Origin of the sequence: Catellatospora sp. IY07-71 (assembly GCF_018326265.1) — a bacterium.
Lineage (GTDB): Bacteria > Actinomycetota > Actinomycetes > Mycobacteriales > Micromonosporaceae > Catellatospora.
In genome coordinates this window covers 7,168,816-7,193,271 of sequence record NZ_AP023360.1, presented here as the reverse complement: position 1 = coordinate 7,193,271, position 24,456 = coordinate 7,168,816, and the positions used below count along the sequence as shown (strand labels likewise).

The 24,456-nt window shown below is 71.3% G+C and carries 24 protein-coding genes; 17 read left to right on the top strand and 7 right to left on the bottom strand.

Going from position 1 to position 24,456, the window contains the following annotated elements; translation table 11 throughout:
* Window positions 1-108 precede the first annotated feature (108 nt).
* From CS0771_RS32070 to CS0771_RS32035, 8 genes are all read left to right on the top strand, one after another.
* Complete coding sequence (locus tag CS0771_RS32070) at window positions 109-3,807, top strand: nitrate reductase subunit alpha (protein ID WP_371821514.1); 3,699 nt, start codon at window positions 109-111, stop codon at window positions 3,805-3,807.
* Window positions 3,807-5,429 carry a nitrate reductase subunit beta gene (gene narH / locus CS0771_RS32065; RefSeq protein WP_212844491.1) on the top strand — a complete coding sequence of 541 codons (1,623 nt, stop codon included), beginning with the start codon at window positions 3,807-3,809 and terminating at the stop codon, window positions 5,427-5,429. The genes CS0771_RS32070 and narH overlap by 1 nt, the downstream gene beginning before the upstream one ends.
* Complete coding sequence (narJ, locus tag CS0771_RS32060; RefSeq protein ID WP_212844490.1) at window positions 5,426-6,100, top strand: nitrate reductase molybdenum cofactor assembly chaperone; 675 nt, start codon at window positions 5,426-5,428, stop codon at window positions 6,098-6,100. Before narH ends, narJ begins: the two co-directional genes overlap by 4 nt.
* The gene (narI, locus tag CS0771_RS32055) at window positions 6,097-6,843 is read left to right on the top strand and encodes a respiratory nitrate reductase subunit gamma (RefSeq protein WP_212844489.1); all 747 of its coding nucleotides are present in this window, start codon (window positions 6,097-6,099) and stop codon (window positions 6,841-6,843) included. Before narJ ends, narI begins: the two co-directional genes overlap by 4 nt.
* 56 nt (window positions 6,844-6,899) lie before the next feature.
* Window positions 6,900-7,247, top strand: coding sequence for a carboxymuconolactone decarboxylase family protein (locus CS0771_RS32050; protein WP_212844488.1), 348 nt, complete (start codon window positions 6,900-6,902; stop codon window positions 7,245-7,247).
* Between the two features lie 154 nt (window positions 7,248-7,401).
* Window positions 7,402-8,784 (top strand): nitrate/nitrite transporter, encoded by a 1,383-nt coding sequence (locus tag CS0771_RS32045; protein WP_212844487.1) that lies wholly within the window; start codon window positions 7,402-7,404, stop codon window positions 8,782-8,784.
* Window positions 8,781-10,196 carry an MFS transporter gene (locus tag CS0771_RS32040; protein WP_212844486.1) on the top strand — a complete coding sequence of 472 codons (1,416 nt, stop codon included), beginning with the start codon at window positions 8,781-8,783 and terminating at the stop codon, window positions 10,194-10,196. Before CS0771_RS32045 ends, CS0771_RS32040 begins: the two co-directional genes overlap by 4 nt.
* A 241-nt stretch (window positions 10,197-10,437) precedes the next feature.
* Window positions 10,438-11,805 (top strand): RICIN domain-containing protein, encoded by a 1,368-nt coding sequence (locus tag CS0771_RS32035; RefSeq protein ID WP_244871151.1) that lies wholly within the window; start codon window positions 10,438-10,440, stop codon window positions 11,803-11,805.
* A 58-nt stretch (window positions 11,806-11,863) separates the two neighbouring features.
* Here CS0771_RS32035 and CS0771_RS32030 read toward each other — a convergent pair whose 3' ends face one another.
* The 4 genes from CS0771_RS32030 to CS0771_RS32015 form a co-directional block, all read right to left on the bottom strand.
* Window positions 11,864-12,412, bottom strand: coding sequence for a flavoprotein (locus CS0771_RS32030; protein WP_212844485.1), 549 nt, complete (start codon window positions 12,410-12,412; stop codon window positions 11,864-11,866).
* Window positions 12,409-12,999, bottom strand: a complete 591-nt coding sequence (locus CS0771_RS32025; protein WP_212844484.1) for a hypothetical protein — start codon at window positions 12,997-12,999, stop codon at window positions 12,409-12,411. Before CS0771_RS32025 ends, CS0771_RS32030 begins: the two co-directional genes overlap by 4 nt.
* A complete protein-coding gene (locus tag CS0771_RS32020; protein WP_212844483.1) occupies window positions 12,996-13,733 on the bottom strand; it encodes a helix-turn-helix transcriptional regulator in 738 nt (245 codons plus the stop codon). Before CS0771_RS32020 ends, CS0771_RS32025 begins: the two co-directional genes overlap by 4 nt.
* A gap of 140 nt (window positions 13,734-13,873) precedes the next feature.
* Window positions 13,874-15,331, bottom strand: coding sequence for an RICIN domain-containing protein (locus tag CS0771_RS32015; protein ID WP_212844482.1), 1,458 nt, complete (start codon window positions 15,329-15,331; stop codon window positions 13,874-13,876).
* 298 nt (window positions 15,332-15,629) lie between these two features.
* On the opposite strand from CS0771_RS32015, the gene CS0771_RS32010 reads away from it, so the two are divergent.
* The gene (locus CS0771_RS32010; protein WP_212844481.1) at window positions 15,630-16,205 is read left to right on the top strand and encodes a dihydrofolate reductase family protein; all 576 of its coding nucleotides are present in this window, start codon (window positions 15,630-15,632) and stop codon (window positions 16,203-16,205) included.
* On the opposite strand, the gene CS0771_RS32005 is transcribed toward CS0771_RS32010, so the two are convergent.
* On the bottom strand, window positions 16,187-16,897 hold the full coding sequence (locus CS0771_RS32005) for a helix-turn-helix domain-containing protein (protein WP_212844480.1): 711 nt from the start codon (window positions 16,895-16,897) through the stop codon (window positions 16,187-16,189). The two genes, CS0771_RS32010 and CS0771_RS32005, sit on opposite strands and share 19 nt — an antisense overlap.
* 217 nt (window positions 16,898-17,114) lie before the next feature.
* On the opposite strand from CS0771_RS32005, the gene CS0771_RS32000 reads away from it, so the two are divergent.
* The 4 genes from CS0771_RS32000 to CS0771_RS31985 all read left to right on the top strand — a co-directional run bounded on the left by CS0771_RS32000 (window position 17,115) and on the right by CS0771_RS31985 (window position 20,225).
* Complete coding sequence (locus tag CS0771_RS32000) at window positions 17,115-18,317, top strand: hypothetical protein (protein ID WP_212844479.1); 1,203 nt, start codon at window positions 17,115-17,117, stop codon at window positions 18,315-18,317.
* A gap of 363 nt (window positions 18,318-18,680) precedes the next feature.
* Complete coding sequence (locus CS0771_RS31995; protein WP_212844478.1) at window positions 18,681-19,049, top strand: TraR/DksA family transcriptional regulator; 369 nt, start codon at window positions 18,681-18,683, stop codon at window positions 19,047-19,049.
* Between the two features lie 198 nt (window positions 19,050-19,247).
* Window positions 19,248-19,550, top strand: coding sequence for a hypothetical protein (locus tag CS0771_RS31990; protein WP_212844477.1), 303 nt, complete (start codon window positions 19,248-19,250; stop codon window positions 19,548-19,550).
* A gap of 132 nt (window positions 19,551-19,682) precedes the next feature.
* Window positions 19,683-20,225, top strand: a complete 543-nt coding sequence (locus CS0771_RS31985) for a DUF3558 family protein (RefSeq protein WP_212844476.1) — start codon at window positions 19,683-19,685, stop codon at window positions 20,223-20,225.
* 145 nt (window positions 20,226-20,370) lie between these two features.
* Here the strand turns inward: CS0771_RS31985 and CS0771_RS31980 are convergent, their stop codons facing one another.
* The gene (locus CS0771_RS31980) at window positions 20,371-21,213 is read right to left on the bottom strand and encodes an NAD-dependent epimerase/dehydratase family protein (protein WP_212844475.1); all 843 of its coding nucleotides are present in this window, start codon (window positions 21,211-21,213) and stop codon (window positions 20,371-20,373) included.
* Between the two features lie 112 nt (window positions 21,214-21,325).
* Window positions 21,326-22,888 carry an amidohydrolase gene (locus CS0771_RS31975; protein ID WP_212844474.1) on the bottom strand — a complete coding sequence of 521 codons (1,563 nt, stop codon included), beginning with the start codon at window positions 22,886-22,888 and terminating at the stop codon, window positions 21,326-21,328.
* A 155-nt stretch (window positions 22,889-23,043) separates the two neighbouring features.
* Between CS0771_RS31975 and CS0771_RS31970 the strand changes: the two genes are divergently transcribed.
* From CS0771_RS31970 to CS0771_RS31955, 4 genes are read left to right on the top strand one after another with little or no spacing between them, the layout of a single operon-like run.
* Entirely contained in the window at window positions 23,044-23,502 is a 459-nt protein-coding gene (locus tag CS0771_RS31970) for an Asp23/Gls24 family envelope stress response protein (RefSeq protein WP_212844473.1), read from the top strand.
* 5 nt (window positions 23,503-23,507) lie between these two features.
* Complete coding sequence (locus CS0771_RS31965) at window positions 23,508-23,825, top strand: hypothetical protein (protein WP_212844472.1); 318 nt, start codon at window positions 23,508-23,510, stop codon at window positions 23,823-23,825.
* A gap of 9 nt (window positions 23,826-23,834) precedes the next feature.
* On the top strand, window positions 23,835-24,029 hold the full coding sequence (locus CS0771_RS31960; RefSeq protein ID WP_212844471.1) for a hypothetical protein: 195 nt from the start codon (window positions 23,835-23,837) through the stop codon (window positions 24,027-24,029).
* Window positions 24,026-24,448, top strand: coding sequence for an Asp23/Gls24 family envelope stress response protein (locus tag CS0771_RS31955; RefSeq protein WP_212844470.1), 423 nt, complete (start codon window positions 24,026-24,028; stop codon window positions 24,446-24,448). The genes CS0771_RS31960 and CS0771_RS31955 overlap by 4 nt, the downstream gene beginning before the upstream one ends.
* Window positions 24,449-24,456: the final 8 nt, after the last annotated feature.

Genomic DNA, 24,456 nt, shown 5'->3' with positions numbered 1-24,456 from the left:
GGGCTCCTGACCGGAACGCAGCGCTCACCGACGCTGTAAGCGTGCCGCGACACCACGCGTCACCGGCGGACCCGCACCGTCGCATCCCGACGCCCGAGGAGCACCCCCGTGTCGCCGCAGCGCCCTCCGACCGACCGCACGCCCGCGACCGACCAGGTGCCCGGCGCTGCGCCGCTGCTGGCCGCGCGCCGCTTCCTGACCAGGGAGACCGTCGGCGACCACGGCCGGACGCTGCACCAGGTCGGCGGCGACGGCTGGGAGTCGTTCTACCGCGACCGGTGGCGCTACGACCGCGTGGTCCGCTCCACCCACGGCGTCAACTGCACCGGCTCGTGCTCGTGGAACGTGTTCGTCACCGACGGCCTGATCACCTGGGAGCACCAGGCCACCGACTACCCGGAGGTGGGGCCGGACGCGCCGGACTACGAGCCGCGGGGCTGCCCGCGTGGCGCGTCGTTCTCCTGGTACGAGTACTCGCCGTCGCGGGTGCGGCACCCCTACGTCCGCGGCGTCCTCGCCGAGATGTTCCGCGAGGCGTGGCAGCGCCTGGGCGACCCCGTGCTGGCGTGGGCCGAGATCGTGGAGAACCCGCTGAAGGCCCGTGCCTACAAGTCCCAGCGCGGGCGCGGCGGCTTCGTCCGCGCCACCTGGGACGAGGCGATCACCATGGCGGCCGCCGCGCACGTCTACACCACCAAGACCTACGGCCCCGACCGGGTCGTCGGCTTCTCGCCGATCCCGGCCATGTCGATGGCCTCGTTCGCGGCCGGCACCCGCTACCACGCGCTGCTCGGCGGCACCCTGCTCAGCTTCTACGACTGGTACGCCGACCTGCCGATCGCCTCGCCGCAGGTCTGGGGCGACCAGACCGACGTGCCCGAGGCCGGCGACTGGTGGAACGCCACCTACCTGATGATGTGGGGCTCCAACATCCCGGTCACCCGCACCCCGGACGCGCACTTCCTGGCCGAGGCCCGCTACAAGGGCACGAAGGTGGTCGCGGTCAGCCCCGACTACGCCGACAACGTCAAGTTCGCCGACGACTGGCTCGCCCCGCACCCGGGCACCGACGGCGCGCTGGCGATGGCGATGGGCCACGTCGTGCTCACCGAGTTCTTCCGCGACCGCCAGGTGCCCTACTTCACCGACTACGTGCGCCGCTACACCGACCTGCCGTTCCTGGTGAAGCTGCGGCGGCGCGACGGCGGCTCGTGGGCGGCCGACCGCTTCCTGACCGCGGCCGACCTGGGTGAGGCCGACGGCGAGCACAAGACCGTGCTCATCGACGAGCGCACCGGGGAGCCGGTCGTGCCCAACGGCTCGCTGGGCTTCCGCTACGGCGACGCCGGCGAGGGCCGCTGGAACCTGGACCTCGGCGACGTCGTCCCCGCGCTGGGGCTGCTCGGCCGCACCGGCGAGTCCGTGGAGGTCGACCTGGCCCGGTTCGACGTCGGCGACACCGAGGGCGGGGCGCTCATCCGCCGCGGCGTGCCGGTGACGCGCATCGGCGAGCACCTGGTGACCTCCGTGTTCGACCTGCTCATGGCGCAGTACGGGGTGCGCCGCGGCGATCTGCCCGGGCAGTGGCCCACCGGCTACGACGACGCGGACGCCCCCAACACCCCGGCCTGGCAGGAGCGCATCACCGGGGTGCCCGCCACGCTGGCCGCCCGGATCGGGCGCGAGTTCGCCCGCAACGCCGAGCGCAGCCACGGCCGTTCGCTGATCGTCCTGGGTGCGGGCGCCAACCAGTGGTTCCACTCCGACATGACCTACCGGGCGTTCATCGCGCTGGTCACGCTGACCGGCTGCCAGGGGGTCAACGGCGGCGGCTGGGCCCACTACGTCGGCCAGGAGAAGGCCCGCCCGGTCACCGGCCAGCAGCACATGTCGTTCGCGTTCGACTGGCAGCGGCCGATGCGCCACCAGGCCAGCACCCCGTTCTGGTACCTGCACACCGACCAGTGGCGCTACGAGCGCGTCCCGGCCGACGAGCTGTCGTCGCCGCTGGGCACCGGCCGGTTCGCCGGGATGGCGTTCGCCGACACGGTCGCCGCCGCCCAGCGCATGGGCTGGAGTCCCGGCCACCCCGCGTTCAACCGCAACCCCCTCGACCTGACCGACGAGGCGGCCGCGGCCGGGCGCGGCGTGGCCGAGCACATCGTGGCCGAGCTGAAGGCCGGCCGGCTGAAGGCGGTGGCCGAGGACCCGGACGACCCGGCGAACTTCCCCCGCTGCCTGACCCTGTGGCGGGCCAACCTGCTGGGCTCGTCCGGCAAGGGCAACGAGTACTTCATGCGGCACCTGCTGGGCGTCGACTCGGCCGCCGCCGCGCAGGAGTGCGACCCGGACCACCGGCCCCGCGACGTGGTATGGCGCGAGGAGGCCCCCACCGGCAAGCTCGACCTGCTCACCGCGATCGACTTCCGGATGACCAACACCGGCCTGCACGCCGACCTGGTCCTGCCCGCCGCGACCTGGTACGAGAAGCACGACATCTCGACCACCGACATGCACCCGTTCGTGCACGCGTTCAGCCCGGCCGTCGAACCGCCCGGCGACGTGCACACCGACTACGACACGTTCCTGGCCCTGGCCGACAGGTTCAGCGAGCTGGCCGCCACCCACCTGGGCGTACGCCGCGACGTGCTGGCCGCGCCGCTGCAGCACGACACCCCCGACGAGCTGGCGACGCCCGGCGGCCGGGTGCGCGACTGGAAGGCCGGGGAGTGCGAACCCGTCCCCGGGCGGACGATGCCGAAACTCATCGAGATCGAACGCGACTACACCCTGATCGGCGCCAAGATGCGCGCGGTCGGCCCGCTGCTGGACACCCTCGGGACCACTACCAAGGCGCTCACCGTCGACGTCACCGCCGAGATCGAGTACCTGCGGCACCAGAACGGGGTGGTGACCGAGGGACCGTTCGCGGGGCGGCCGTCGCTGGCCACCGCCGACCGGATGTGCGAGGCGATCCTGGCGCTGTCCGGCACCACCAACGGCAGCGTCGCGGCCGCCGGGTTCGCGGCGCTGGAGAAGCGGACCGGCCAGCCGTTCGCCGACCTCATCGCCGGGCACGAGCAAGACCGGATCACGTACCCGGACACCCAGCGCGGACCGCAGCCCGTCTTCACCAGCCCGGAGTGGTCCGGATCGGAGAAGGGCGGCCGCCGCTACTCGCCGTTCACGCTCAACGTGGAGCGGCTCAAGCCGTGGCACACCATCACCGGCCGGCAGCACTTCTTCGTGGAGCACGACTGGGTCGCCGAGCTGGGGGAGCAGCTGCCCGCGTTCCGGCCGCCGCTGAACATGGCGCGGCACTTCGGCAAGCCCGGCGAGCTGGTCGACGGCGGGGTGACGGTGCGCTTCCTCACCCCGCACGCCAAGTGGTCGGTCCACTCGATGTACCACGACAACGAGCTGATGCTGGCGCTGTCCCGGGGCGGGCCGGTGATCTGGATGAGCGTCGAGGACGCCGCCACGATCGGTGCTAAGGACAACGACTGGATCGAGGCGCACAACCGCAACGGCGTCGTGGTCGCCCGCGCCGTGGTCAGCCACCGTATGCCGCAGGGGACCGTGTTCCAGTACCACTCGCCCGAGCGCACCGTGAACGTGCCCAAGGCCGAGGGCAGCGGCCGCCGCGGCGGCTACCACAACTCGATGACCCGGCTGCTGGTCAAACCCACCCACCTGGCGGGCGGCCACGCCCAGTTCACGTACGCCTTCAACTACTACGGCCCGATCGGCAGCCAGCGCGACGAGATCACCGTGATCCGCCGCCGCACCCAGGAGGTGGAGTACTGATGCGTATCCGCGCGCAGGTAGCCATGGTGATGAACCTCGACAAGTGCATCGGCTGCCACACCTGCTCGGTGACGTGCAAGCAGACCTGGACCAACCGGGAGGGCACCGAGTACGTCTGGTTCAACAACGTCGAGACCAAGCCGGGCATCGGCTACCCGAAGCACTACGAGGACCAGGACCGCTGGCACGGCGGCTGGAAGCTGGACGGCAAGGGGCGGCTGACGCTGCGCTCCGGCGGCCGGGTCAAGCGGCTCACCCGGCTGTTCGCCAACCCGGACCTGCCCTCCATCGACGACTACTACGAACCCGCCACCTTCGACAAGGACATCCTGGTCAACGCCCCGGCCGGGCTGACGGACACCCCCGTCAAGCGGCCGTACTCGGCGCTGACCGGCGAGCCCATGGCGGTGCAGTGGGGCCCCAACTGGGAGGACGGTCTCGGCGGCACCCACGAGGTGGGCGGCCAGGACCCCAACCTGGCCCGGATGCCGGCCGAGGCGGCCGCGAAGGTCAAGTTCGAGTTCGAGAAGACCTTCATGTTCCACCTGCCGCGCATCTGCGAGCACTGCCTCAACCCCGCGTGCGTGTCGGCCTGCCCGTCCGGAGCCATGTACAAGCGCGAAGAGGACGGCATCGTGCTCGTCGACCAGGACCGGTGCCGGGGCTGGCGGATGTGCGTGTCGGCGTGCCCGTACAAGAAGGTCTACGTCAACCACGCCACCGGCAAGGCGGAGAAGTGCACGTTCTGCTTCCCGCGCATCGAGGCCGGGCAGCCGACCATCTGCTCGGAGACCTGCGTCGGCCGCCTGCGCTACCTGGGCATCGTGCTGTACGACGAGGACGCGGTGCTGGCCGCCGCGTCGGTGCCCGACGAGCGCGACCTGCTGGACGCCCAGCGGGCGGTGTTCCTCGACCCGGCCGACCCCGCCGTGCAGCAGGCCGCCCGCGAGGCCGGCATGCCCGAGGACTGGCTGGAGGCGGCGCGCACGTCGCCGGTATGGCGCCTGATCAGCGAGTACAAGATCGCCCTGCCGCTGCACCCGGAGTACCGGACCCTGCCGATGGTCTGGTACGTGCCGCCCCTGTCGCCGGTGCTCGACGCCGTCGGCGCGGCCGGGCGCGACGACACCGACGCCGACGACGTCTTCCACACCATCCGCGAGCTGCGCATCCCCGTGGAGTACCTGGCCGAGCTGTTCTCCGCGGGCGACGCCGACGTGATCGCCGGGGTGCTGATGAAGCTGGCCGCGATGCGCTCCTACATGCGGGCCCGCACCCTGGACGGAACCGTCGCCGAGGAGCTGCTCGACGGCATCGGGATGACCGCCGAGCAGGTGGAGGCCATGTACCGGCTGCTGGCCATCGCGAAGTACGACGAGCGATACGTCATCCCCGTCGCCCACAGCAAGGACGCCGCGGCACTGGAGGCCCAGGCCGCCGCGCAGCCGGACTGCTCGCTGGACTGCGCGGGCGGCCCCGGCATGCACGAGACGGCGGCCACCGTCACCCGCTTCCACCTCGTGGACGGCGACGAGGTGCACCCCGGCCGGGCCGGGCTGTCCGCGCGGCGGGCCGACGGGCGCCTCGGGCTCACCGTCAACCCGGTGCGGGGTGCGTCATGAGCGCGCCGCCCGCCGACCGGGCCCGGATCTTCGAGCTGGTCTCGCTGCTGCTCACCTACCCGGACGCCGAGCTGCTGTCCGCGGGCGAGCAGCTGCGCGCGGCCGCCGCCCGCATCGCGCACGAGCCGGTGCGCCAGCAGGTCACCGAGTTCCTGGACTGGCTGCTGGCCGCCGCGCCCGTGGAGGCGCAGCGGCACTACGTGCAGACCTTCGACCTGCGCCGCCGATCCGGGCTCTACCTCACCTACTACCTGCACGGCGACACCCGCCGCCGCGGCATGGCACTGCTCATCCTCAAGCAGCGCTACCGCGCGCACGGCCTGCGGCTCGCCCACGGCGAGCTGCCCGACCTGCTGCCCGTGGTGCTCGAGTTCGCCGCACAGATCGGCCCCGGCGAGGGCGAGGCGCCGCTGCGCCAGCACCGGCAGGGCATCGAACTGCTGCGCACCGCCCTGGCCGAAGCCGGCACGCCCTACCGGCTGCTGCTCGACGCCGTCACCGCCGTGCTGCCCGACATCACCGACGCGGACCGGGCCGCCATCGCCGCGCTGGCCGTCGCCGGGCCGCCCGCCGAGACCGTCGGCCTGGAGTCGCTGGGCCACGGCCCGGACCTGGCCGGCGCCGCGCTCGCCCCCTATCCTGCCTGCTCGCCTGCGGAGGCCTCGCGATGAACACCCTCGTCTGGATCGTCCTGCCCTACCTGTGCCTGGCCGTCTTCATCGCCGGGCACGTCTGGCGCTGGCGCCGCGACCAGTTCGGCTGGACCACGCACACCAGCCAGCTGCTGGAGAACCGGCTGCTGCGGCTCGGCTCGCCGCTGTTCCACCTCGGGGCGTTCGGCGTCATCGGCGGGCACGCCATGGGCCTGCTGGTGCCGTCCTGGCTGACCGAGGCGGTCGGGATCAGCGAGCACCTCTACCACGTGACCGCCGTCTGGGGCGGCACGATCACCGGCGTCGCGCTCGTCACCGGCCTGGTGCTGCTGATCGCCCGCCGTTTCGTCAGCGGCCGGGTGCGCCGCGTCACCACGACCATGGACAAGGTGCTCTACGCCGCCCTGGCCGCGATGGTGACGCTCGGCATGGTCTCCACGGTCGGCGTCAACCTGCTCGGCGACGGCTACGACTACCGGGAGACGATCGCGGTCTGGTTCCGCGGGATCTTCTGGCTGCGGCCCGAACCGGCGCTGATGACCGGGGCACCGCTGGTCTACCAGCTGCACGCGCTCGGCGGCTTCCTGTTCCTGGCGCTGTGGCCGTTCACCCGGCTGGTGCACGTCTGGTCGGCGCCGCTGGCCTACCTGTGGCGGCCCTACGTCGTCTACCGCGGGCGCCGTGGCGGCGTACCCACCCCGCCGCCCGCCCCGGCGGAGGTCCGCGACCGTGCCCTGCCGGTCGTCACCGGCCGGCGCTGAGCACGGATCCGCCTGTCAGGGCGCCGCAACGGCGGCGCCCTGACTACCGTATAAACGTGCAAACCACACCGAGCGAGGCGAACACGCCCGACTACCTGCCCAGCGTCTACAAACAGTTCCTCAACCGCTTCCCGGAGGTCGCTCAGGCGCAGGGTGCGCTGGCCCGAGCGGTGGACCAGCGCAGCCCGTTCGACGAGCGGACCGACCGGCTGATCAAGCTCGCGCTGGCCATCGGCGCCGAGGCGCAGGGCGCCGTGCGGTCCAACGTCCGCAAAGCCCTCCAGCACGGCGCGACCACCGACGAAGTCCGTGCCGTCGCCCTGGCCGCGATCACGACCTGCGGATTCCCCACCGCGATCGCCGCGCTGGGCTGGATCGAGGACGTCACCACCGCTGAGATGTGACACGGCGACCGCCGGGTCCCGTGACCAAAGCGGAATCAGGTCCCACCGGCACAGGCACTTAGTCCCTACTGCGCACCGATCCACCACGCGACGCTGCTAGGCGAGCGGCCGGCGCGAGCAGCCGGCCGCGAAAGCAGCCGACCAGGGTGGAGCAATGACCTCACGAACCCAACCAGCACGACCCGCGGCGCCGGCGGCCGGCCGGCACCGCGTCCTGTGGCTGTCGACGATCAGCTTCACGGTCATGTTCGCCGTGTGGTTGATGTTCGGCATCCTCGGCAAACCGATCAGCCAGGAGTTCCACCTCTCCGAGGTGCAGCTGTCCTGGATCATCGCGGTCGCCGTGCTCAACGGATCGCTGTGGCGCCTGCCCGCCGGGCTGGTCACCGACCGGTTCGGCGGGCGCAAGGTCATGACGTTCATGCTGCTGGCCACGGCGGCCGCCGCCTACCTCGTCTCCCGCGCCGGCTCCTATGGCACCCTGCTGGCGCTGGCCTTCCTGGTCGGCTTCGCCGGCAACGCGTTCACCGTCGGCATCGCCTGGAACTCGGCCTGGCAGCCCCGCGAGCGGCAGGGCTTCGCGCTCGGCCTGTTCGGCGCCGGCAACGTCGGCGCGTCGGTCACCAAGTTCATCGGCCCGCCGCTCATCGTCGGCACCGCCGGCGCCACCTACCTCGGCTTCGCCGAGGGCGGCTGGCGGCTCGTCCCCGTCGTGTACGCCGCGCTGCTGCTCGTCCTGGCCGCGGCGATCTGGTTCGGCGCCCCGCGCCACGACCGGATGCCCGGCCGGGGCACCCCGCTGCGGCAGCAGCTGCGCCCGCTCAAGCAGCTGCGGGTGTGGCGGTTCAGCCTCTACTACGTCGCGGTGTTCGGCGCGTACGTGGCGCTGGCGGCCTGGCTGCCCGGCTACTACATGGACAACTTCGGCGTGAGCCTGCAGACCGCCGCGTACCTGACCGCGGTGTTCATCTTCCCGGCCTCGCTGCTGCGGCCGGCGGGCGGCTCCATCTCCGACCGCTTCGGCGCCCGCCGCGTCATGTACTGGACGTTCGGCCTGATGCTGGTCACCTCCGGCATCCTGATGATGCCCAACGGCCACATCGTCATCGCCCACGCCGACGGCACCCAGACCTCGCACCTGGGCTACCACCTCGGCATCGTCCCGTTCACCGTCCTGGTGTTCCTGCTCGGATGCGCGATGGGCGTGGGCAAGGCCGCGGTCTACAAGCACATCCCCGAGTACTTCCCGCAGAGCGTCGGCAGCGTCGGCGGCCTGGTCGGCATGCTCGGCGGCCTCGGCGGCTTCTTCCTGCCCCCGCTGTTCGCCTACACCAAGGCCTGGTTCGGCTTCCCGTCCAGCACGTTCTTCGTCCTGTTCCTGCTCACCGCGGCCTGCGCGGTCTGGATGCACTGGACGGTCGTGCGCATGCTCGACCGCGAGTCGCCCGAGCTGGCCACCCACATCGAAAGCCCGGCCGGCGTCCCGGCCGCCCCCACGACCCCCGCCGTTCGTGAGCTTGAGGAGGCCCACGCATGAGCACCACCTTCGCCGACCGCCCGGCCACCTCCGCACCCGACGGCGAGTGGCTGCGATCCTGGGACCCGGAGAACCCGGCCACCTGGGACAAGGGCCTGGCCTGGCGCACCCTCTGGATCAGCACGTTCACCCTGACCCTCTGCTTCGCCTCCTGGTTCCTGGCCTCGGCGATCGCCCCGAAGCTCACCAACCTCGGGTTCGACCTGACCAACAACCAGCTCTACTGGCTCACCTCGATGCCCGGCCTGGCCGGCGGTCTCATGCGCCTGGTCTGGATGGTCCTGCCCCCGATCATGGGCACCCGCCGGATGGTCGCCCTGACCACCGCGCTGCTGCTGATCCCGGTCCTGGGCTGGGGCGTCCAGGTCCAGGACCCGACCACGCCGTACTGGGTGCTGCTGTCGCTGTCGTTCCTGTCCGGCATCGGCGGCGGCGCGTTCTCCGGCTTCATGCCCAGCACCTCGTACTTCTTCCCGCGGCGGATGCAGGGCACGGCCCTGGGCCTGCAGGCCGGGATCGGGAACTTCGGCGTGTCGCTGGTGCAGCTGCTGACACCCTGGATCATCGGCTTCTCGATGATCGGCTTCCTCGGCTCGTCGGCCCCGATGGCCGCGCCACCCGGCAAGGCCGCCCAGGTCGTGTGGTACCAGAACGCCGCGTTCATCTACGTCCCGTTCATCGTCGTCGGCGCGGTGCTGGCCTGGACGATGCTGAAGTCCGTGCCGATCAAGGCCAACATCCGCCAGCAGTTCGACATCTTCGGCAATCCCGACACCTGGTGGATGACGCTGCTCTACATCATGACCTTCGGCACCTTCGCGGGCCTCTCCGCGCAGTTCGGCCTGCTCGTCAAGAACCTGTACGGCGCGGGCAACCCCGACATCGTGCAGGGGGCCGGCAACGCGGCGCGGCTGCTCGTCGAGGGATACACCGTGCCGGACCCGGTCGCGTTCGTCTTCCTCGGCCCGCTCGTCGGCGCCGGCGCCAGGATCCTGTTCAGCCCGCTGACCGACCGGTTCGGCGGCGCCCGGTGGACCCTCGTCGCGGGGCTCGGGCTGGTCGCGTCGATCGGTTACACCGCCACGGCGCTGACCCCTGACACGACGTCGGCGGCGAGCCTCGACGCCGGGTTCGACCGATTCCTGTGGGGCATGCTGGCCATCTTCCTGTTCGCCGGCATCGGCAACGCGTCCACGTTCAAGCAGATGCCGATGATCTTCGAACGCCGCCAGGCCGGCGGCGTGATCGGCTGGACCGGCGCGATCGCCGCCTTCGGGCCGTTCTTCTTCGGCGTCGGGCTGACCATCATGTCCCCGACCGCCTTCTACGCCATCGGTCTCGCCTTCGCCGTGCTCTGCGTGGCGATCACCTGGTGGCGATACGCCCGGCCCGGCGCGCCCCGGCCGAGCTGAACCGGCGTCATCCGGACGTACCAGCGCAGGTGCCGCCCCCTCCGGTGGGCGGCACCTGCGTCGCGGCGTGCTGTGCGCCGCTGTTGTGAGAGCGCTTCCAGTGGCGGAAGCCGGGACGGGGGGCGATCTCGGAGAGCGTTTGCTCATGTGAAAACTATTGACTCCCCGAGGATCGAAGTCATAATTTTCACTGTCTCGATGTAGACGTGAACATTATGCCCGCCGTCCCTGGGAGGCCCACGTGTTCCGAAAACCCGCCGTCTCGAGTGCGGTGGTGCTGCTGCTCGCCGCTGGGCTGGTCAGCATCACCGCGCCGCAGCCCGCCGCTGCCGCCAGCTGCAGCGTCCTGTTCGACGACTTTCAGTACAGCTCGTCCACCGACCCCGCCCTGGCGGCCCGGCACTGGACGGTGCGCGGCGGCGGCGGCGGACCGGGCATCCCCGGTGCCACCTGGCTGCCGTCCAACGTGACGTTCCCCGTCGCCGACGGGCAGAAGGTGCTCCAGCTGTCGTCCTACACGGACGGCACCGGCGCCGGGACGGCGCAGACGGAGATCTACCACCAGCGCAAGTTCTTCGAGGGCACCTACGCCAGCCGGGTCCGCTTCACCGACGCGCCGGTCTCCGGAAACGACGGCGACAAGGTCGTCGAGACCTTCTTCACGATCACCCCGCTGGCATACCCGATGGACCCCAGCTACGGCGAGATCGACTTCGAGTACCTGGCGAACGGGGGATGGGGCGAGACGGGCTCGGCGTTCTTCGAGACCACCTGGGAGACCTACCAGCCCGACCCGTGGGTGGCCGACAACGTGCACGCCGTGCAGCGGCGCAGCCACAACGGCTGGCACGACCTGGTCGCGCAGGTCAGCGGCGGCCGGGTCAAGTACTACATCGACGGGGCGCTCGTCGCCGACCACGGCGACAAGTTCTATCCCGAGACGCCGATGTCGATCAACTACAACCTGTGGTTCATCGACAGCTCCGGGCACACCGGCGGCCGCAGCACCTACATCCAGCAGGTGGACTGGCTCTACTTCGCCGGCAACGAGGTGATCTCCGGCGATGTGGCCCGCAACCGGGTCAACGCCTACCGGAGCCTGGGCACCACGCACGTGGACACCGTCGGCACGGGCGGCACCTGCCCCGACCCCGGCGGCAGCGGCGGGCCGATCTCCTCCACGACCTGGTACAGCATCGTCAACAAGACGAGCGGCAAGTGTGTCGACGCCCGCGCCTCGGGCACCGCGAACGGCACCGCGATCCAGCAGTACACCTGCAACAACTCCAACGCCCAGCAGTTCCTGTTCCAGCCCACCAGCGGCAGCAACGTGCGCGTCAACAACCGGAACAACTCCGCCCAGGTCATCGACGTGAGCGGGGTGTCCGCCGCGGACAACGCGGTCGTGCACCTGTGGAGCTACGTCGGCGGCGCGAACCAGCAGTGGATCCCGGTGGCCGAAGGCGGCGGCTGGTATCACTTCGTGTCCGCGCACAGCGGCAAGTGCCTCGACGTCCCGGCGGCCTCCACCGCCGACAGCGTGCAGCTGGTGCAGTACACCTGCAACGGCACCGGCGCGCAGTCGTTCCGGCTGGTGGCCCAGCCATAGCCCCACGCCGGCGGCTCGGGGACCACTGTCCCCGGGCCGCCGGCCTCACCGGGCTGGGCTACTGCCGGACATCAGCTTGGCGGCTCGCTACCTCGAGCGCTGTGGACCACGGGAATACGCTCCGGCGGTCTGATCCGGTTCCGGGCTGGTGCGGCTCCCAGCGGTCGTGGGCTCCGAACAGCACGTACAGGCCTTCGTCGCGCAGCGCGGCGACCGACCGTCGGAACGGCGTTCGAGCGGCCAGCGCGGAGTTGACGAAGGGCACGACGACCGTCGGCACGCCTCGCCCGATCGATTCGGCGGCGGAAACCAGCGCGTAGTTGTCTGCGATCCCCGCTGCGAGCTTGTTGACGGTGTTGTACGTCGCGGGCGCGATGATCAGCGCCTGTGGGTCCGGCAGGCTTCGCCGGGCAGACCCTGACGTGGGCTTGAAGTCGCTGCGCAGGCTCACCGACGGAGGCAGGGCCGCGGCATCGAGAAACGGCAGCGCACCGGGAGTGGCTGTCACTCCGACCTCCCAGTGGGCGTCGTGGGCCAGCGCGACCAGCTTTCCGACATCCGCCGCCGGCCCAGCGCCGCAGACAAGGATCAGCAGCGTTCGCGTCATGTGCTGATTCCGGCGGCGTGGGCGAACGCGGTGGCGCGGGTTCGGACGCCTGCGCCGGCGCGGGTGCAGAGGCCATGGACGAGGCGGTGTACGGCCGGACGGTTCCGAACCTCTTGCGGGGCGATGCGGACAGCGGCGTACAGCGCGCCGAGCGCGGATTCTTGCCGACCCCAGAGCGCGTACGCCTGAGCGACGTCCAGGAACAGTGAGACCCTGCGCTCAGCCGACAGGAGCCGGTCGTGCCGGACCAGGCGAGCGAGCCGGATGGCGCGCCCGGCGTCGCCGAGGGTCAGCGCGACGTTGACCCGATGAAGGTCGACGTTGGCGGGCCCGAACCCGGTCCATCGGGCATTACCGTCGCGCCCGAGCCGATCGGCTGCTCGGGTCGCCTGGTCCAGGAAGCACTCAGCGCCGTCGTGATCGCCCGATCTGGCTGCGGCGGCGGCTCCGCGCAGCACGAGAGCGCCGTAGACCGCAACCGCATCCGTGGTGGCGAGGCCGGTCGCATCGTCCAGTTCGCTCGCCGCCTGGTGGGCCAGCCGGGCAGCGCGTTCAGCGTGCCCACTTCTAGCCAATGTGTGCGTCACGATGCGGGCCCCGGCGGCGACGCGACGGGGTCTCCGCTGGCTCTGGCATGGCGCTGGCTCCGATCGGCGGCCAGCAGCGCCGTCGCAGGGTCGCCGAGCTTCAGCAGGAGACTGCCGGCCACGTGGTAGGTGTCTGCGGCCAGTGCCTGCACCTGGGCGGCGTCTGCGGGCTTGCCCGTGGCCTGGGCTGCCGTCAGCGCTTCCAGCAGCATCGGCAGGCCGGACAGCGCCGAGTCGTAGCGGCATGCCTGATAAGCCGTCTTCACCTGGGCGACCTGCCGTGCGAGTTCACCGATGACCGGCGGACGTGCGACGTGTTCGCGGTGCCCCAGCCCGAGCAGGGCGTCGAGCAGCTTGACGGCTGAGGTGCCTGAGAGCACCGCCGCCGCGGCCGGGAGGAAGGTTCTTCGCTGGATTTCGTGACCCCAACCAGCGCCGTCGGCTGGTGGGCCGCCGTGCACGGTTCCGGCCCGTGGACGATAGCCGTCGCCATCCTGCCAGGCTGCGAGAAGAACGCCACGAGCCTGTAGGACGCTGTCGAGCTTCTCGGCGATGCCGCGTGCGGGCCAGCGGTCGGCCTTCTCGTACTTGGCAATGCTGTCGGGGTGCACTGGGATCTGCGCCGCCAGATGGGATACGGACATCTGAGCGGCTTGCCGCGCCTCGCGTAACTTCGCGCCGAAGCGGGCTCTGGGCGATGCGTCCGGGTCGAGTGCGCGTGGCTGCTGCGCCATCCTCGCATCATAGCCAGTTGATCTATCGAAGATCCGGTCGTCAGTGCCCTGCATGCATACGGTCGGGTCGTCTGCATGCACAAGCACACGGCCGGGTCGCCGCACCCGCACGACCCGGCCGGTGACGGCCGCCGCGACCGCTAGACGGCCGTACGCGACCACTGCTGGTTGGTGCCCGTGTTGCACGTGTACTGCTTGAGCACCACGCCGTCCGCGGTCGACGCGGACGGCACGTCCACGCACTTGCCGCTGTGCCGCGCCCGCAGCTGGAAGTAACTGCCGCTGGCGACCATCTGGAACTGCTGGTTGTTGCCGGTGCCGCAGGTGTACTGGATCAGCTCGGCGCCGTCGGCGGTCGAGGCGCTCACCACGTCCAGGCACTTGCCGCTGTGCCGGCTGACGAGGCGCCAGTAGCCGCCGCCCGCGTCCTGGAACTGCCACTGCTGCCACGCATTGCCGTTGTACGTGTACTGGCCGACGCGGGCGCCGTTGTCGGTGTTCGGGGACTGGACGTCCATGGCCTTGCCGCTGTGGCGCACGTTGACCCGGTAGAACGTCGTCGGCGGCGGCGTGGGGTCGCTCACGGCGTCGCCCCAGCCGTACCGGACCCGGTTGGCGCCGGAGGTGTTGCGGATGGTCAGGTTGAGATCGGTGCCGCTGCCGCTGAGGGCGAACATCGAGTACCAGTCGTAGCCGATGGTGCCGGGCTTGCCGCCGAGGGCGGGCCAGTAGGTGCCGCCCATCTGGTTGTCGCGCATGACCTGGGCCATGGCGCGGATGTGGCGCACGAAGTTGTCGGTGCTGTTCGGGTCGGCATAGTTGAGGCCGGTCGACATCGGCCCGCCGAACTCGGTCGCGACCGCGCGGGAGGCGCAGTTGCCCAGCCGCGTCTGGATGTGGCTGCGGAAGGCGTCGTAGGTCATCGCGCTGTAGAAGAAGGCGTAGTGGTGGAACGACAGCAGCGTCGCGTTGAACCGGCTGTCGTTGCAGACGTCGCGCAGATCCTGGCTGTAGCCGGTGCCGCCGATGAGCACCCGGCCGGGCACCGCGGAGTAGTGGTAGCCGAGCCAGTTCGCCGCGACGTCGCGCCACTCGGCCGACGTGTAACCGTGCGGCTCGTTCATCGGCTCGAAGTACACGAGGCTGTTCGAGCCGTACGTGCTGGTCACGCTCGACCACATGGTGTTCCAGGCGGCAAGGTTCGTGATCCTGCCGCCGGAGGCCGCGCCGTCCTCCCAGTAGGCGAGGATGACCTTGAAACCACGGGCGGTCGCCGCGTCGATGGCGCCGCGGTAGGCGTTCCACCAGGTCGTGTTGGCCACCGTATGCGTGTTGATCGGCAGCCGGACCGTGTTGACGCCCATGGTGGCCGCCATGTCGTCATAGAGGGCGTTGGCCTTGGCCCGCACCGTCGCGTTGCTGTCCGACTGGCTCAGCCCCTGCACTACGAGCGTGCCGGTGCTGAAGTTGTCACCCAGCACGGCCCAGTTCATGCCCCGGAACTGGCTGGTGGCGGCACTGGCCGGCGACGCGGCGACCACCAGGCTGGTCACCGCCGCGAGCGCGGCCAGCACGAGGGCGCTCAGCCTCCGCGTCATGAGGTGTCCGGTCCTTGAATGCACATCGAGGTCATGCAACGTGGTCGCTCCGTTCTCCTGATTGCCCCCGCAGGCTGATTTCGTCTGGGTTACATCGGAAAGGGAACCGACCACCCGGCGCCATGAACCGATCTCATACGTTCACGAGCGGTCAGACTCGAACCACGCTCGCCGCATCGGAGTACTGCCGCCGTCGGTTTCATACAAGACCTCCGCACCGGCGCGCCCTTAGCATGATGCTGCGCCCGCACGTCAGCGAAGCGGGCACCTGGCAGCGCGACTACGAGGGGAACCGCACATGCGTCAACTGGTCTACACGGGATTCATGTCGCTCGACGGTGTCGTGGATTCCCCCGGTGGGACGGCGGAGGGGCACCGCAGCGGCGGCTGGGTCATCAACGACATCGAGTTCCTGCCCGAGGCGTTCTCGCTCAAGGGCGAGGAACTCGCCGACACCACGGCGCTCATGTTCGGCCGCCGCAGCTACGAGGCGTTCGCGCCCACCTGGCGTGACTCCGACGACCACGCCCCCTACCGCGACCTGCCGAAATACGTGCTTTCCAGCACGCTGCGCGACGACGAGCTGACCGATGGCTGGGGTCCGACCACGATCCTGCGCACCGAGGACGACATCGCGGCGCTCAAGAAGTCCGACGGTGGCGCGATCTTCATTCACGGCAGCGCGGAACTCGCCCGGCGCCTGTCCGACGCGGGCCTGATCGACCGATACCACCTGCTCGTGTTCCCGGTGCTGCTCGGTGCGGGCAAGAGCCTGTTCAGCGGGGCGGACAAGGCCAAGCAGGGACTGATCCTGCGCGACTCCGCGGCCTACCCGAACGGCGTCGTGAAGCTGATCTACGACGTCGCCGGCTGATCCAGGCCCAGGCCGATCGCGCCGCCGGCGCCCTCGCGGAGCTGGCGCGCGGTCCGGCCGATGTAACGCCGCAGCGCATGGGCCAGATGTGGCGCGTCGAAGTAGTCGAGCGCGAACACGACGTCGCCGACCGGGACGCCGGACGCCAGCAGCGCCGCGGCCGAGCGCGCGCGCTCGATCTGCCGCACCGCGCCCTGGGTCAGCCCCGTCGCGGCCTGGAAACGGCGTTCGAGAGTGCGGGCCGTGACCTCGGGACGGCCGCCCCGGCGAACCTCGGCGACAAGCGGATCGCGGACCACGGCCTCGGCGCGGACGAGCCGCTCCACCAGCGCCTCCACATCATCGGGGCCCGGCGTCTCCCAGCGGGCACCATCCAGCCGGAAGGTCCGGCGCGTGGCGTCGGGAAGCTCGACGCCCCCGTCGACCAGGGCCGCCATGGAGGCGCAGCGCAGCGACGTGCCCACCGCGAACTCGACGCCGACGAAGCTCGCGCCCTGCGGCACCGGCGCCGTGCCCGACCGGGTCCCCGGTCCCGTGACGGTGGCGTGGGCACGGCCCTCGTGCCTCCAGAACACCAGGCCCCACGACACCCCGGCCACCGAGGTCATCTCCGTTACCTGCTCGCTCGTGCAGGTCCACACCGTGTCGATCCACGGCGAGCCTGATTCCCGCGCCTCGAACAGCAGTCCCACGCCAGGCAGGGTACGCCGGTGTCCGCTCCGCCGCCGGGAACCGGCGGGTGGCCTCGTCGCGCGTACGCACCGACCGCGTGTCGGCGTGTCGGGCCGGACTCGCCGTCGGCAGGTCCAGCCAAAGTGGATGATCGGCGGCGGCCCGCTGAGGAGTGGCCGTGGCGCTGGTCGCGTCGTCCGATGACGGTCGAGGGCGCCCGTCACTAACGTCGAGCCCATGCGCCGGAAGATCTCCATCCTGATGACGCTGCTGCTCCTGGCCGGATGCGGCGGCGGCACGGACCCGGTGGACGAGCCCGCGCCGGACTTCACCACCGTCTTCACGGAGGTGTCCGGCGACATCGCCAGCCGCTTGGCCGCCGCGACGTCCGGGACCTCGCCCGCACCGGCGTGCGCCGAGCTGGCCGGCGCGCCGCTCGACGGCTGGATCGACCGGCTCAGCATCGGGCCGGACGCGGCCACCGCCGCGCTCAACGCCTACCTGATGCAACTGCAGCTCGCCCTGGCCAAGTGCCAGGACGGCGAGTCCGCCGCCGCGGACGTCGCCGAACTCGAGACCATGGCCGAGGGGGTACGCCAGGCGGCCGTGCCCAGCCCCGCGGCCACCCCGTCGGCGACCGCACGCGCCGCGGCGGCGCTGGCCGCGCTCACGAGCTTCTGTCAGGCGCTGCCCGCGTTCCTCGGCGCGGCGCCCGTGCGGGCCGAGGACGGGCCGCAGTTCACCCGCCGGATCGGGCAGCTCGTGCAGCCCGGCAAGGCGGTGACCGACTACCGGGCCGCCGCCGCCGCGATCCGGGCGGCCGCGCCGTGCAACCAGGCGCAGCACGACTACCAGCAGGCCGAGCTGAACCTGCTGGGCTGGCTCGCCGCCGACGCGGCCTGCAAGAAGGCGTTCTACCTCACCGCCACCACCCTCGGCGACGTCGGGCTGTGGCTCGCCTGCATCGGGCCGGTCAACAACAACATCGTGAAGGCGACCCGGGACGCCTCGCAGGCGGCGCAGACCGCGCGCCAGGCGCCGTGCACCGACGGCTACCAGGCCCCGGACCTGCTGCCCACGCGCGGCATGGTGTACGCGCAGACGACCGTCGTCGCCGGCGAGCTGAAGAAGGCGTACGACGTCGTCAAGAAGCTGAAGGATCTGCGGGCGCTCGTGAAGCGCGGCTACAAGCTGCTCATCGAACGGCCGCTGGAGCTGGGCAAGGCGCAGCAGCTGCTGCGGGACACGGCCGTGTACTTCGGGAAGATCAAGGGCAAGGCGTACATCAAGGAGACCCGAGACCGCCTCAGCGTGGTCACCCACGACGGGATCACCGAGTTGCCGCCGGACACGCCGCTCAAGATCGTCATCTCGGTCACCCAGACCGCACCCGGCCTGGAACCGGCGACCTCGCAGAACTCGACGGTGGTGAACCCGTGACGCCGGTGCCTACGGGGACGGCACCGGCAGCTGGAACCGGCCGGCCGTCCACCCGCTGAAGGCCGAATCGGATCACGGCCGCACGGACCGGGATCAGCTTCGCATGGCGCGCTCGCAGTGCAGGTCCGCGAGGCGCGGCAGCACCGCGAACATCTGCTGCCGTGCGCCTTGCGGGAGAGACGTCCACGTCGTTGTCGTCAAACCGTGGCACAAGGTGGGCCGTTCGGCTGAGTTTGCCGCGGTGCCGCGCTCGGGTAGCCCATCGACAGAAATCTTGGCGATGCGCCTGGGTGTCGTCGTAAGGCCCGCAGGTCGCCGATCCATACGGCAAGGCGGCGCGGGCCGGTACAGAAGGAGGAAGTCATGACCGCGGTGGTGGACGGTGTCGACAGGGCTGCGATCGGCCGGATGGTGCGCCAGCGCCATGAGCAGACCGCCGCGCAGTTGCGTGGGCTGCGCGAGCAGAGCGCCGCGGTGATCGCGAGCCCCGAGCGGGGCACCGGTGACGCCGCGGACGCGGGCACGCTGGCACTGGAGAGCGCCGAGCAGTCGCTGGTCACCGCCGCGCTGCGGGAGCAGCTGGAGCGGCTGCAGGTCGCGCTGGTGCGCCTGGAGAACGGGACCCTGGGCATCTGCGAGCGATGCCACGAGCAGGTTCCCATGCCGCGCCTGGAGGTCATGCCGTGGGCGGCGCACTGCGTGCCGTGTCAGAGCATCCTGGACCGCAGGTGACCTCATGATCGCGGGCCTCCTCGTGATCGTGCTCGGCGCGGTCGTGATCTTCGCGATGGCTTCGATATGGCCGGGAGGCGCGTGACCCCGTGCGTCCACCGCAGAGCGCGGACATGCCGGGCACCGCGGCGAGCCACGGTTCGGCCGGTGACGGCCGGGCCGATCACGATCTGGAAGTCGATCTCGGGAGAAGTTCACATGGGTCAGCCTTTGTTCTCGTTCGGTGATCTGCTGATCGTCGGGCTGTCGGCGCTGGCGCTGGGCGCGCTCGCCGCCACGCTGTTGCTGTCTTCGACAGTGCGGGAGATGCGCGCCGCACGGCGCTTCGCGGTCCGGCAGCGTGGCGAGGCGATGACGCTGCTGCAGCTGGCCGAGCAGACCCCCGGCATCACCACCGGCAGCTGGGACCCCGAGCGACTACGCCGGGTGGAGCAGGCCCCGCGGCGGGCGGCGGGCCGGGCCGGCGCCCGCCGCGACCCGCGCCATCAGCGCAGCGTATGAGGTCCGCCGCGGGCGGGAGCGTGACACGTGACTCGCTCGAAAGTAGCCACCGCGGTGACCGAACCGGCAGCGTTGGTGTCTGGTGATCGACTCAGGGTTGCCAAAGCGGAGATCATCTCCTGTCATGGGCGCATGACTCACGCACTGCGCCGAACCCGTACCCTCGCGGTGCTCGCCCTGTTGGGCTCGCTGGCCCTGACGGCCTGCGGCCCGACCGGCGGCGAGCCGGCCGCCGGCCCGCCCGTCCCGGCGGCCTCCACCCCGCCCGCCTCGGCCGCGGCGGCGCCGGGCGGCCTGCCGGACCTGTGCACGCTGCTGACCGCGGGCGCCGTGGCCGACGCGGCCGGGACCGACATCCCGTTCCACCGCGCCGAGCCCGGGCCGGGCATCATCTCCTGCGCCTACCACCTGGGCGCCGACGACGCGACACCCGCGATCTTCGTGCAGTACCAGACCGGTGCCGCGGGCATCCTCGACTTCACCAACAGCGGCGAGGAGACGCGCATCGGCAGCCTGCGCGCCAAGTGGTACGAGCGCGGCGCGAAGCTCAACGTCGCCGTCGGCGAGGACCTGCTGATCGTCAACCTCGGCGTCTCGAACAAGAACCTGCGCGGCGGTGACCTGCGCGCTCTCGCCGTCGAGCTCGCCGAACGGTCACTGGACCTGATCCGCTGACCACCTGCCTCCGGCGGCTCGCGGCTGATCGTCACGTCGAACCTGCGGTGCCGAGGACCATCCCGGCGGCGGCGCCGCAGCTCGGCGGAGCGGGGGCACCGGCGGTGGATCTGCCACCGGGTGCCTCGGCCCGGCGGGCGGGTGGTCACGGACGCAGCGTCGTCGAGTGGTGGAAGCCGAAGCCCGTGGACCTCAGCCGTGCCGAGGTGATCGGTGCGACGGGCGCCTCGATCTGGCGGCGGTAGGTCAGCTCCGGCAGCCCGGCAGCCGCCGTGATCGCGCCGAAGACCTCGGCGTTCGTCGGCGGCGTGGCCGCGTCCGGCACCGCGTTGAACACCCCGGCCAGCCCGCCCTCGGCGACATGGCGCAGCGCCAGGGCGGCATCGCGGTAGTCGATCCGGTACAGCAGGGCGTCGGGGCAGAACGGCACCCGCCCGCCCATCATGCTGTGGGCGAGTTCGACGCGGCGCACGTAGTCGAGGTCGCGAGGGTGCCCGTAAACGTCGGGCAGCCGCACCACCGCCCCGCGTGGCGATGCCAGCACGGCGCGCTCGGCGGCGAGGAAGTTGACCGGCGAGGGGTCTGTCGAATCGGTGGTCGGCGCCGTCTCGTCCAGCGGTGCCACGGCACCGGCCGCCCGGCCGTAGACCGAAGTGGAGGACGCGAAGATCACGCGGTCATGGGCCGCGGCCGCACTGCGCGCGGTGGCGGTGAGCGCCGCCGCGTACTCCTCGGCGCGTAGTTCCGGGCTGACGGCCCGGGTCAGACGCGGGCTGACCGTCACCACCACCACGTCCACGCCGGCCGCCGCGACCGCCACGGCTGCGGCGTCGTCACCGCGCAGCACCGCGACGTCCGCGCAGACCTCGCGTACCTCCGGCACCCGGTCCGGGCTCGTGGTGGTGCCGATGACGAGCTGTCCATCGGCCGTCAGGGTGCGGGCCAGCTCCATGCCGACGTTGCCGCAGCCGAGTACCAGGTATCGCACGCGCCCACCCCCAGCAAAGGAAACATCGTTTCCATTGTCCGAGGTGCCTTTCGCCCACGCAAGAGCGAGGGTTCCAGGTCCGGTGTCGCCCTCACCTCCGCACCTGCGGTGATCAGCCGTGCTGCCAGCGGGCCTCGCCGCCGACGACAGTGGTCAGGACACGGGTCCGCAGGACCGCCTCCGGCGAGTCGGTGAAGGGGTCGGTGTCGACCGCGATGAAGTCGGCGAGCATGCCCTCGGCGAGGATCCCCTTGCGGGTCTCCTCCCCGGCGGCGTACGCGGCCCCGGCCGTGTGCGCCCGGACCGCCTCGGCCATGGTGATCCGCTGCCCGGGCTGCCAGCCGCCGGCCGGGCTGCCGTCGGCGCGGGTGCGGGTGACCGCGGCGTGCAGGGCGGGAAACGGATTCGGGTCCTCGACCGGCGCGTCGGAGCCGAACGCCAGCACGGCACCCGCGTCGAGCAGGCCGCGCCACGCGTAGGACGCCAGCTCGTGCCCGGGCAGCAGGGCGTCGACCAGGTCCATGTCGCTGGTGCAGTGCACGGGCTGCATCGACGCCACGACGCCGAGCCGCGCCATCCGAGCCAGGTCCGGCGGTTGCAGGTGCTGCGCGTGCTCGATCCGGTGGCGCAGACCCGGCGTCGGGCCCAGCGCCTCGTACGCGTCGAGCACCAGGTGGTTGGCCTGGTCGCCGATGGCGTGCGTGGCCACGGCGATGCCCGCCTGCGCCGCGGTCCGGAACAGCCGTAGCATCTCCGGGTACGGCACGACCGCGATCCCGTGATCGCCGCCGGTCATCGGCCGGCTCATGTGGCAGGTGTGCGAACCCAGCGCCCCGTCGCTGAACACCTTGACCGGACCCTCACGGAACCAGTCGTCGCCCTGGCCGGTGCGACGGCCCTGCGCGATGGCGCTGTCCAGGTGCTCCAGGCGGATCGCCTTGTGCACCCGCAGTTTGAGGTCCCCGGCCGCCGCCATCTCCAGGTATGCCGCCCGGCAGTCCTCGCCGTCGATGTCGTGGACACTGGTGATGCCGAGCGCCAGCAGCCGCTCCTGAGCCGTACGCAGGAGGCTGCCGAGGTCCTCGGCGACCAGGAACGGCTTCAGCGGATCCGCGGCGGTCTCCCGCAGGATGCCGGTCGGCTCGCCGCGCTCATCCCGCACGATGTGCCCGCCGACCGGATCGGCGGTCCCCGCGTCGATCCCGGCCAGCCGCAGCGCGGCCGAGTTCACCCAGGTGGTGTGGCCGTCGACGGTCGGCAGCGCCACAGGGTTGGCGGGGCACACCGAGTCGAGCGCATAGCGGTCGGGCTGGACCGGCGGCTGCCAGACGTTGCTGTTCCACCGGCCGCCCAGCAGCCATTCGCCCGGCCGCAGCTGAGCGGCGCGTTCGGCGATCAGGGCCAGCGCCTCGGCCAGCGACCGGGTCCCGGCCAGGTCGACGGTGGTCAGGCTGTGGGCGTACTGCGCGGTGTGGATGTGCGCGTCGTAGAGGCCGGGGATCACCGCCGCGCCGCCGAGCTCGATGAGCTCGGCCCTCGCCCCGGCCGCCGTCCGCACGTCCGTCTCCGAACCGATCGCCAGGATGTTCCCGTCCCGCACGGCCAGTGCCTGGGCCAGGGGCCGGCTCTCGTCGCCGGTGTGGATGACGCCGTGCCGGTAGACCAGGGTGCTCATGCACCCGCACTCTAGCCGCCCCGCACGCAGGGGCCCGAGGTCATCTACTGCCGGTGAAGTTCATCCGCTTTTGCGAGGAAAGTTCGCCTACCATGTCTAAGTAGGTCCGGACCTGGGAAAGACGAGTCCGGCCGATCAAGCGAGGGGGTAGGCCGATGACCCAGACCATGGAACGTCCTCCGACCGCGCCCGAGTCCGGGACGAAGCCGCGCAACGACCGTCTGACCACGGACACCGGCAAGATCAGCGTCGCGCAGGGCGTGGTGCAGAAGATCGCCGGCATCGCGTGCCGGGAGGTCGCCGGTGTGTACTCCATGGGCACCGGCACCGCGCGTGCCTTCGGCGCGATCCGCGAGCGGATCCCGGGCAGCACGGGACCCAACGTGGCCCAGGGGGTAGGCGTCGAGGTGGGGGAGACCCAGGCCGCGGTGGATCTCGACATCGTGGTCGACTACGGCGCCAGCATCGCTGAGCTGGGCCGGAGCGTGCAACGCAACGTCAAACAGTCGATCGAGCGGATGACCGGGCTCGAGGTCGTCGAGGTCAACGTGAACGTCGACGACGTGCACCTGCCGGAGACGGGCGAAGAGCGCGCTCCGGCCCGGGTGGAGTGACGACCGTGCCGGCGTCCGCGCCGCCTGTCGACGAGGTGGATGTCGATGCGGTCGCGGGCGCCGCCCGGGCGTGCCCCGGCGTGGCGGAACTGCTCGGCGGAGGGCTGCCCGAGGTGGCCACCTACCTGCCGGGGCGCCGTGTGCTCGGTGTCCGGGTGCTCGACGACGCGGTCGAACTACAGGTCCGGGCGGATTGGGGCATCCCCGTCTACGAGATCGGCGCGGCGGTTCAGGCCGCGGTCGCGCCGCTGGTCGGCGGTCGCGCGGTCCACGTCATCGTGGCCGAGCTGAGCGATCCGCCGGCCGCCGCACCCCATCTCTAGGAGCAGATCATGAACCAGACCATGTTCGGCACCGCCGTCGGCCTGCTGCTGGGCACCATAGTGATCTTCGCGGGGTTCGGGCCGATGCTGATCGTGGCCCTGTTCGGCCTCGGCGGCTGGGCGGTGACCAAGTTCCTCGCCGGCGAACTCGACCTCAACCGCTTCGGAGGGGGCCTCTCCCAGCAGCGACGGAGCCCGCGATGACCACCACGGCCACGCAGCCGGACAGCCTGTCCCCGCCCGCCGGGGACGGCATCCAGCCCGCGGGCAGCATCCACATCAACGAGGATGTCGTCGCCAAGCTCGCCGCCCACGCCGCGGCCGAACACCCCGACATCGGCGGACCGGCCCACGGCCTGCGGCAGCTGACCGGCGCCGCCGTACTGGGCTCGAAAGCAGACCTCTCCCGCAGGCCGAAGGCGTCCGCGCACCTCGACGGGGACCAGGCGCACATCGACCTCGTCGTCAGCGTGCGCTGGCCCGCCGCGCTGCCGCAGGTCACCGCCGCGCTGCGCGAGCACGTCCGCGCCAGGCTCGAACAGCTGACCGGACTGCGGATCGGCACGGTCAACATCGACATCGCCGACCTGGTCGCGGGGGACCGCGGCGCTCGCGTGCACTAGCCCGGGAG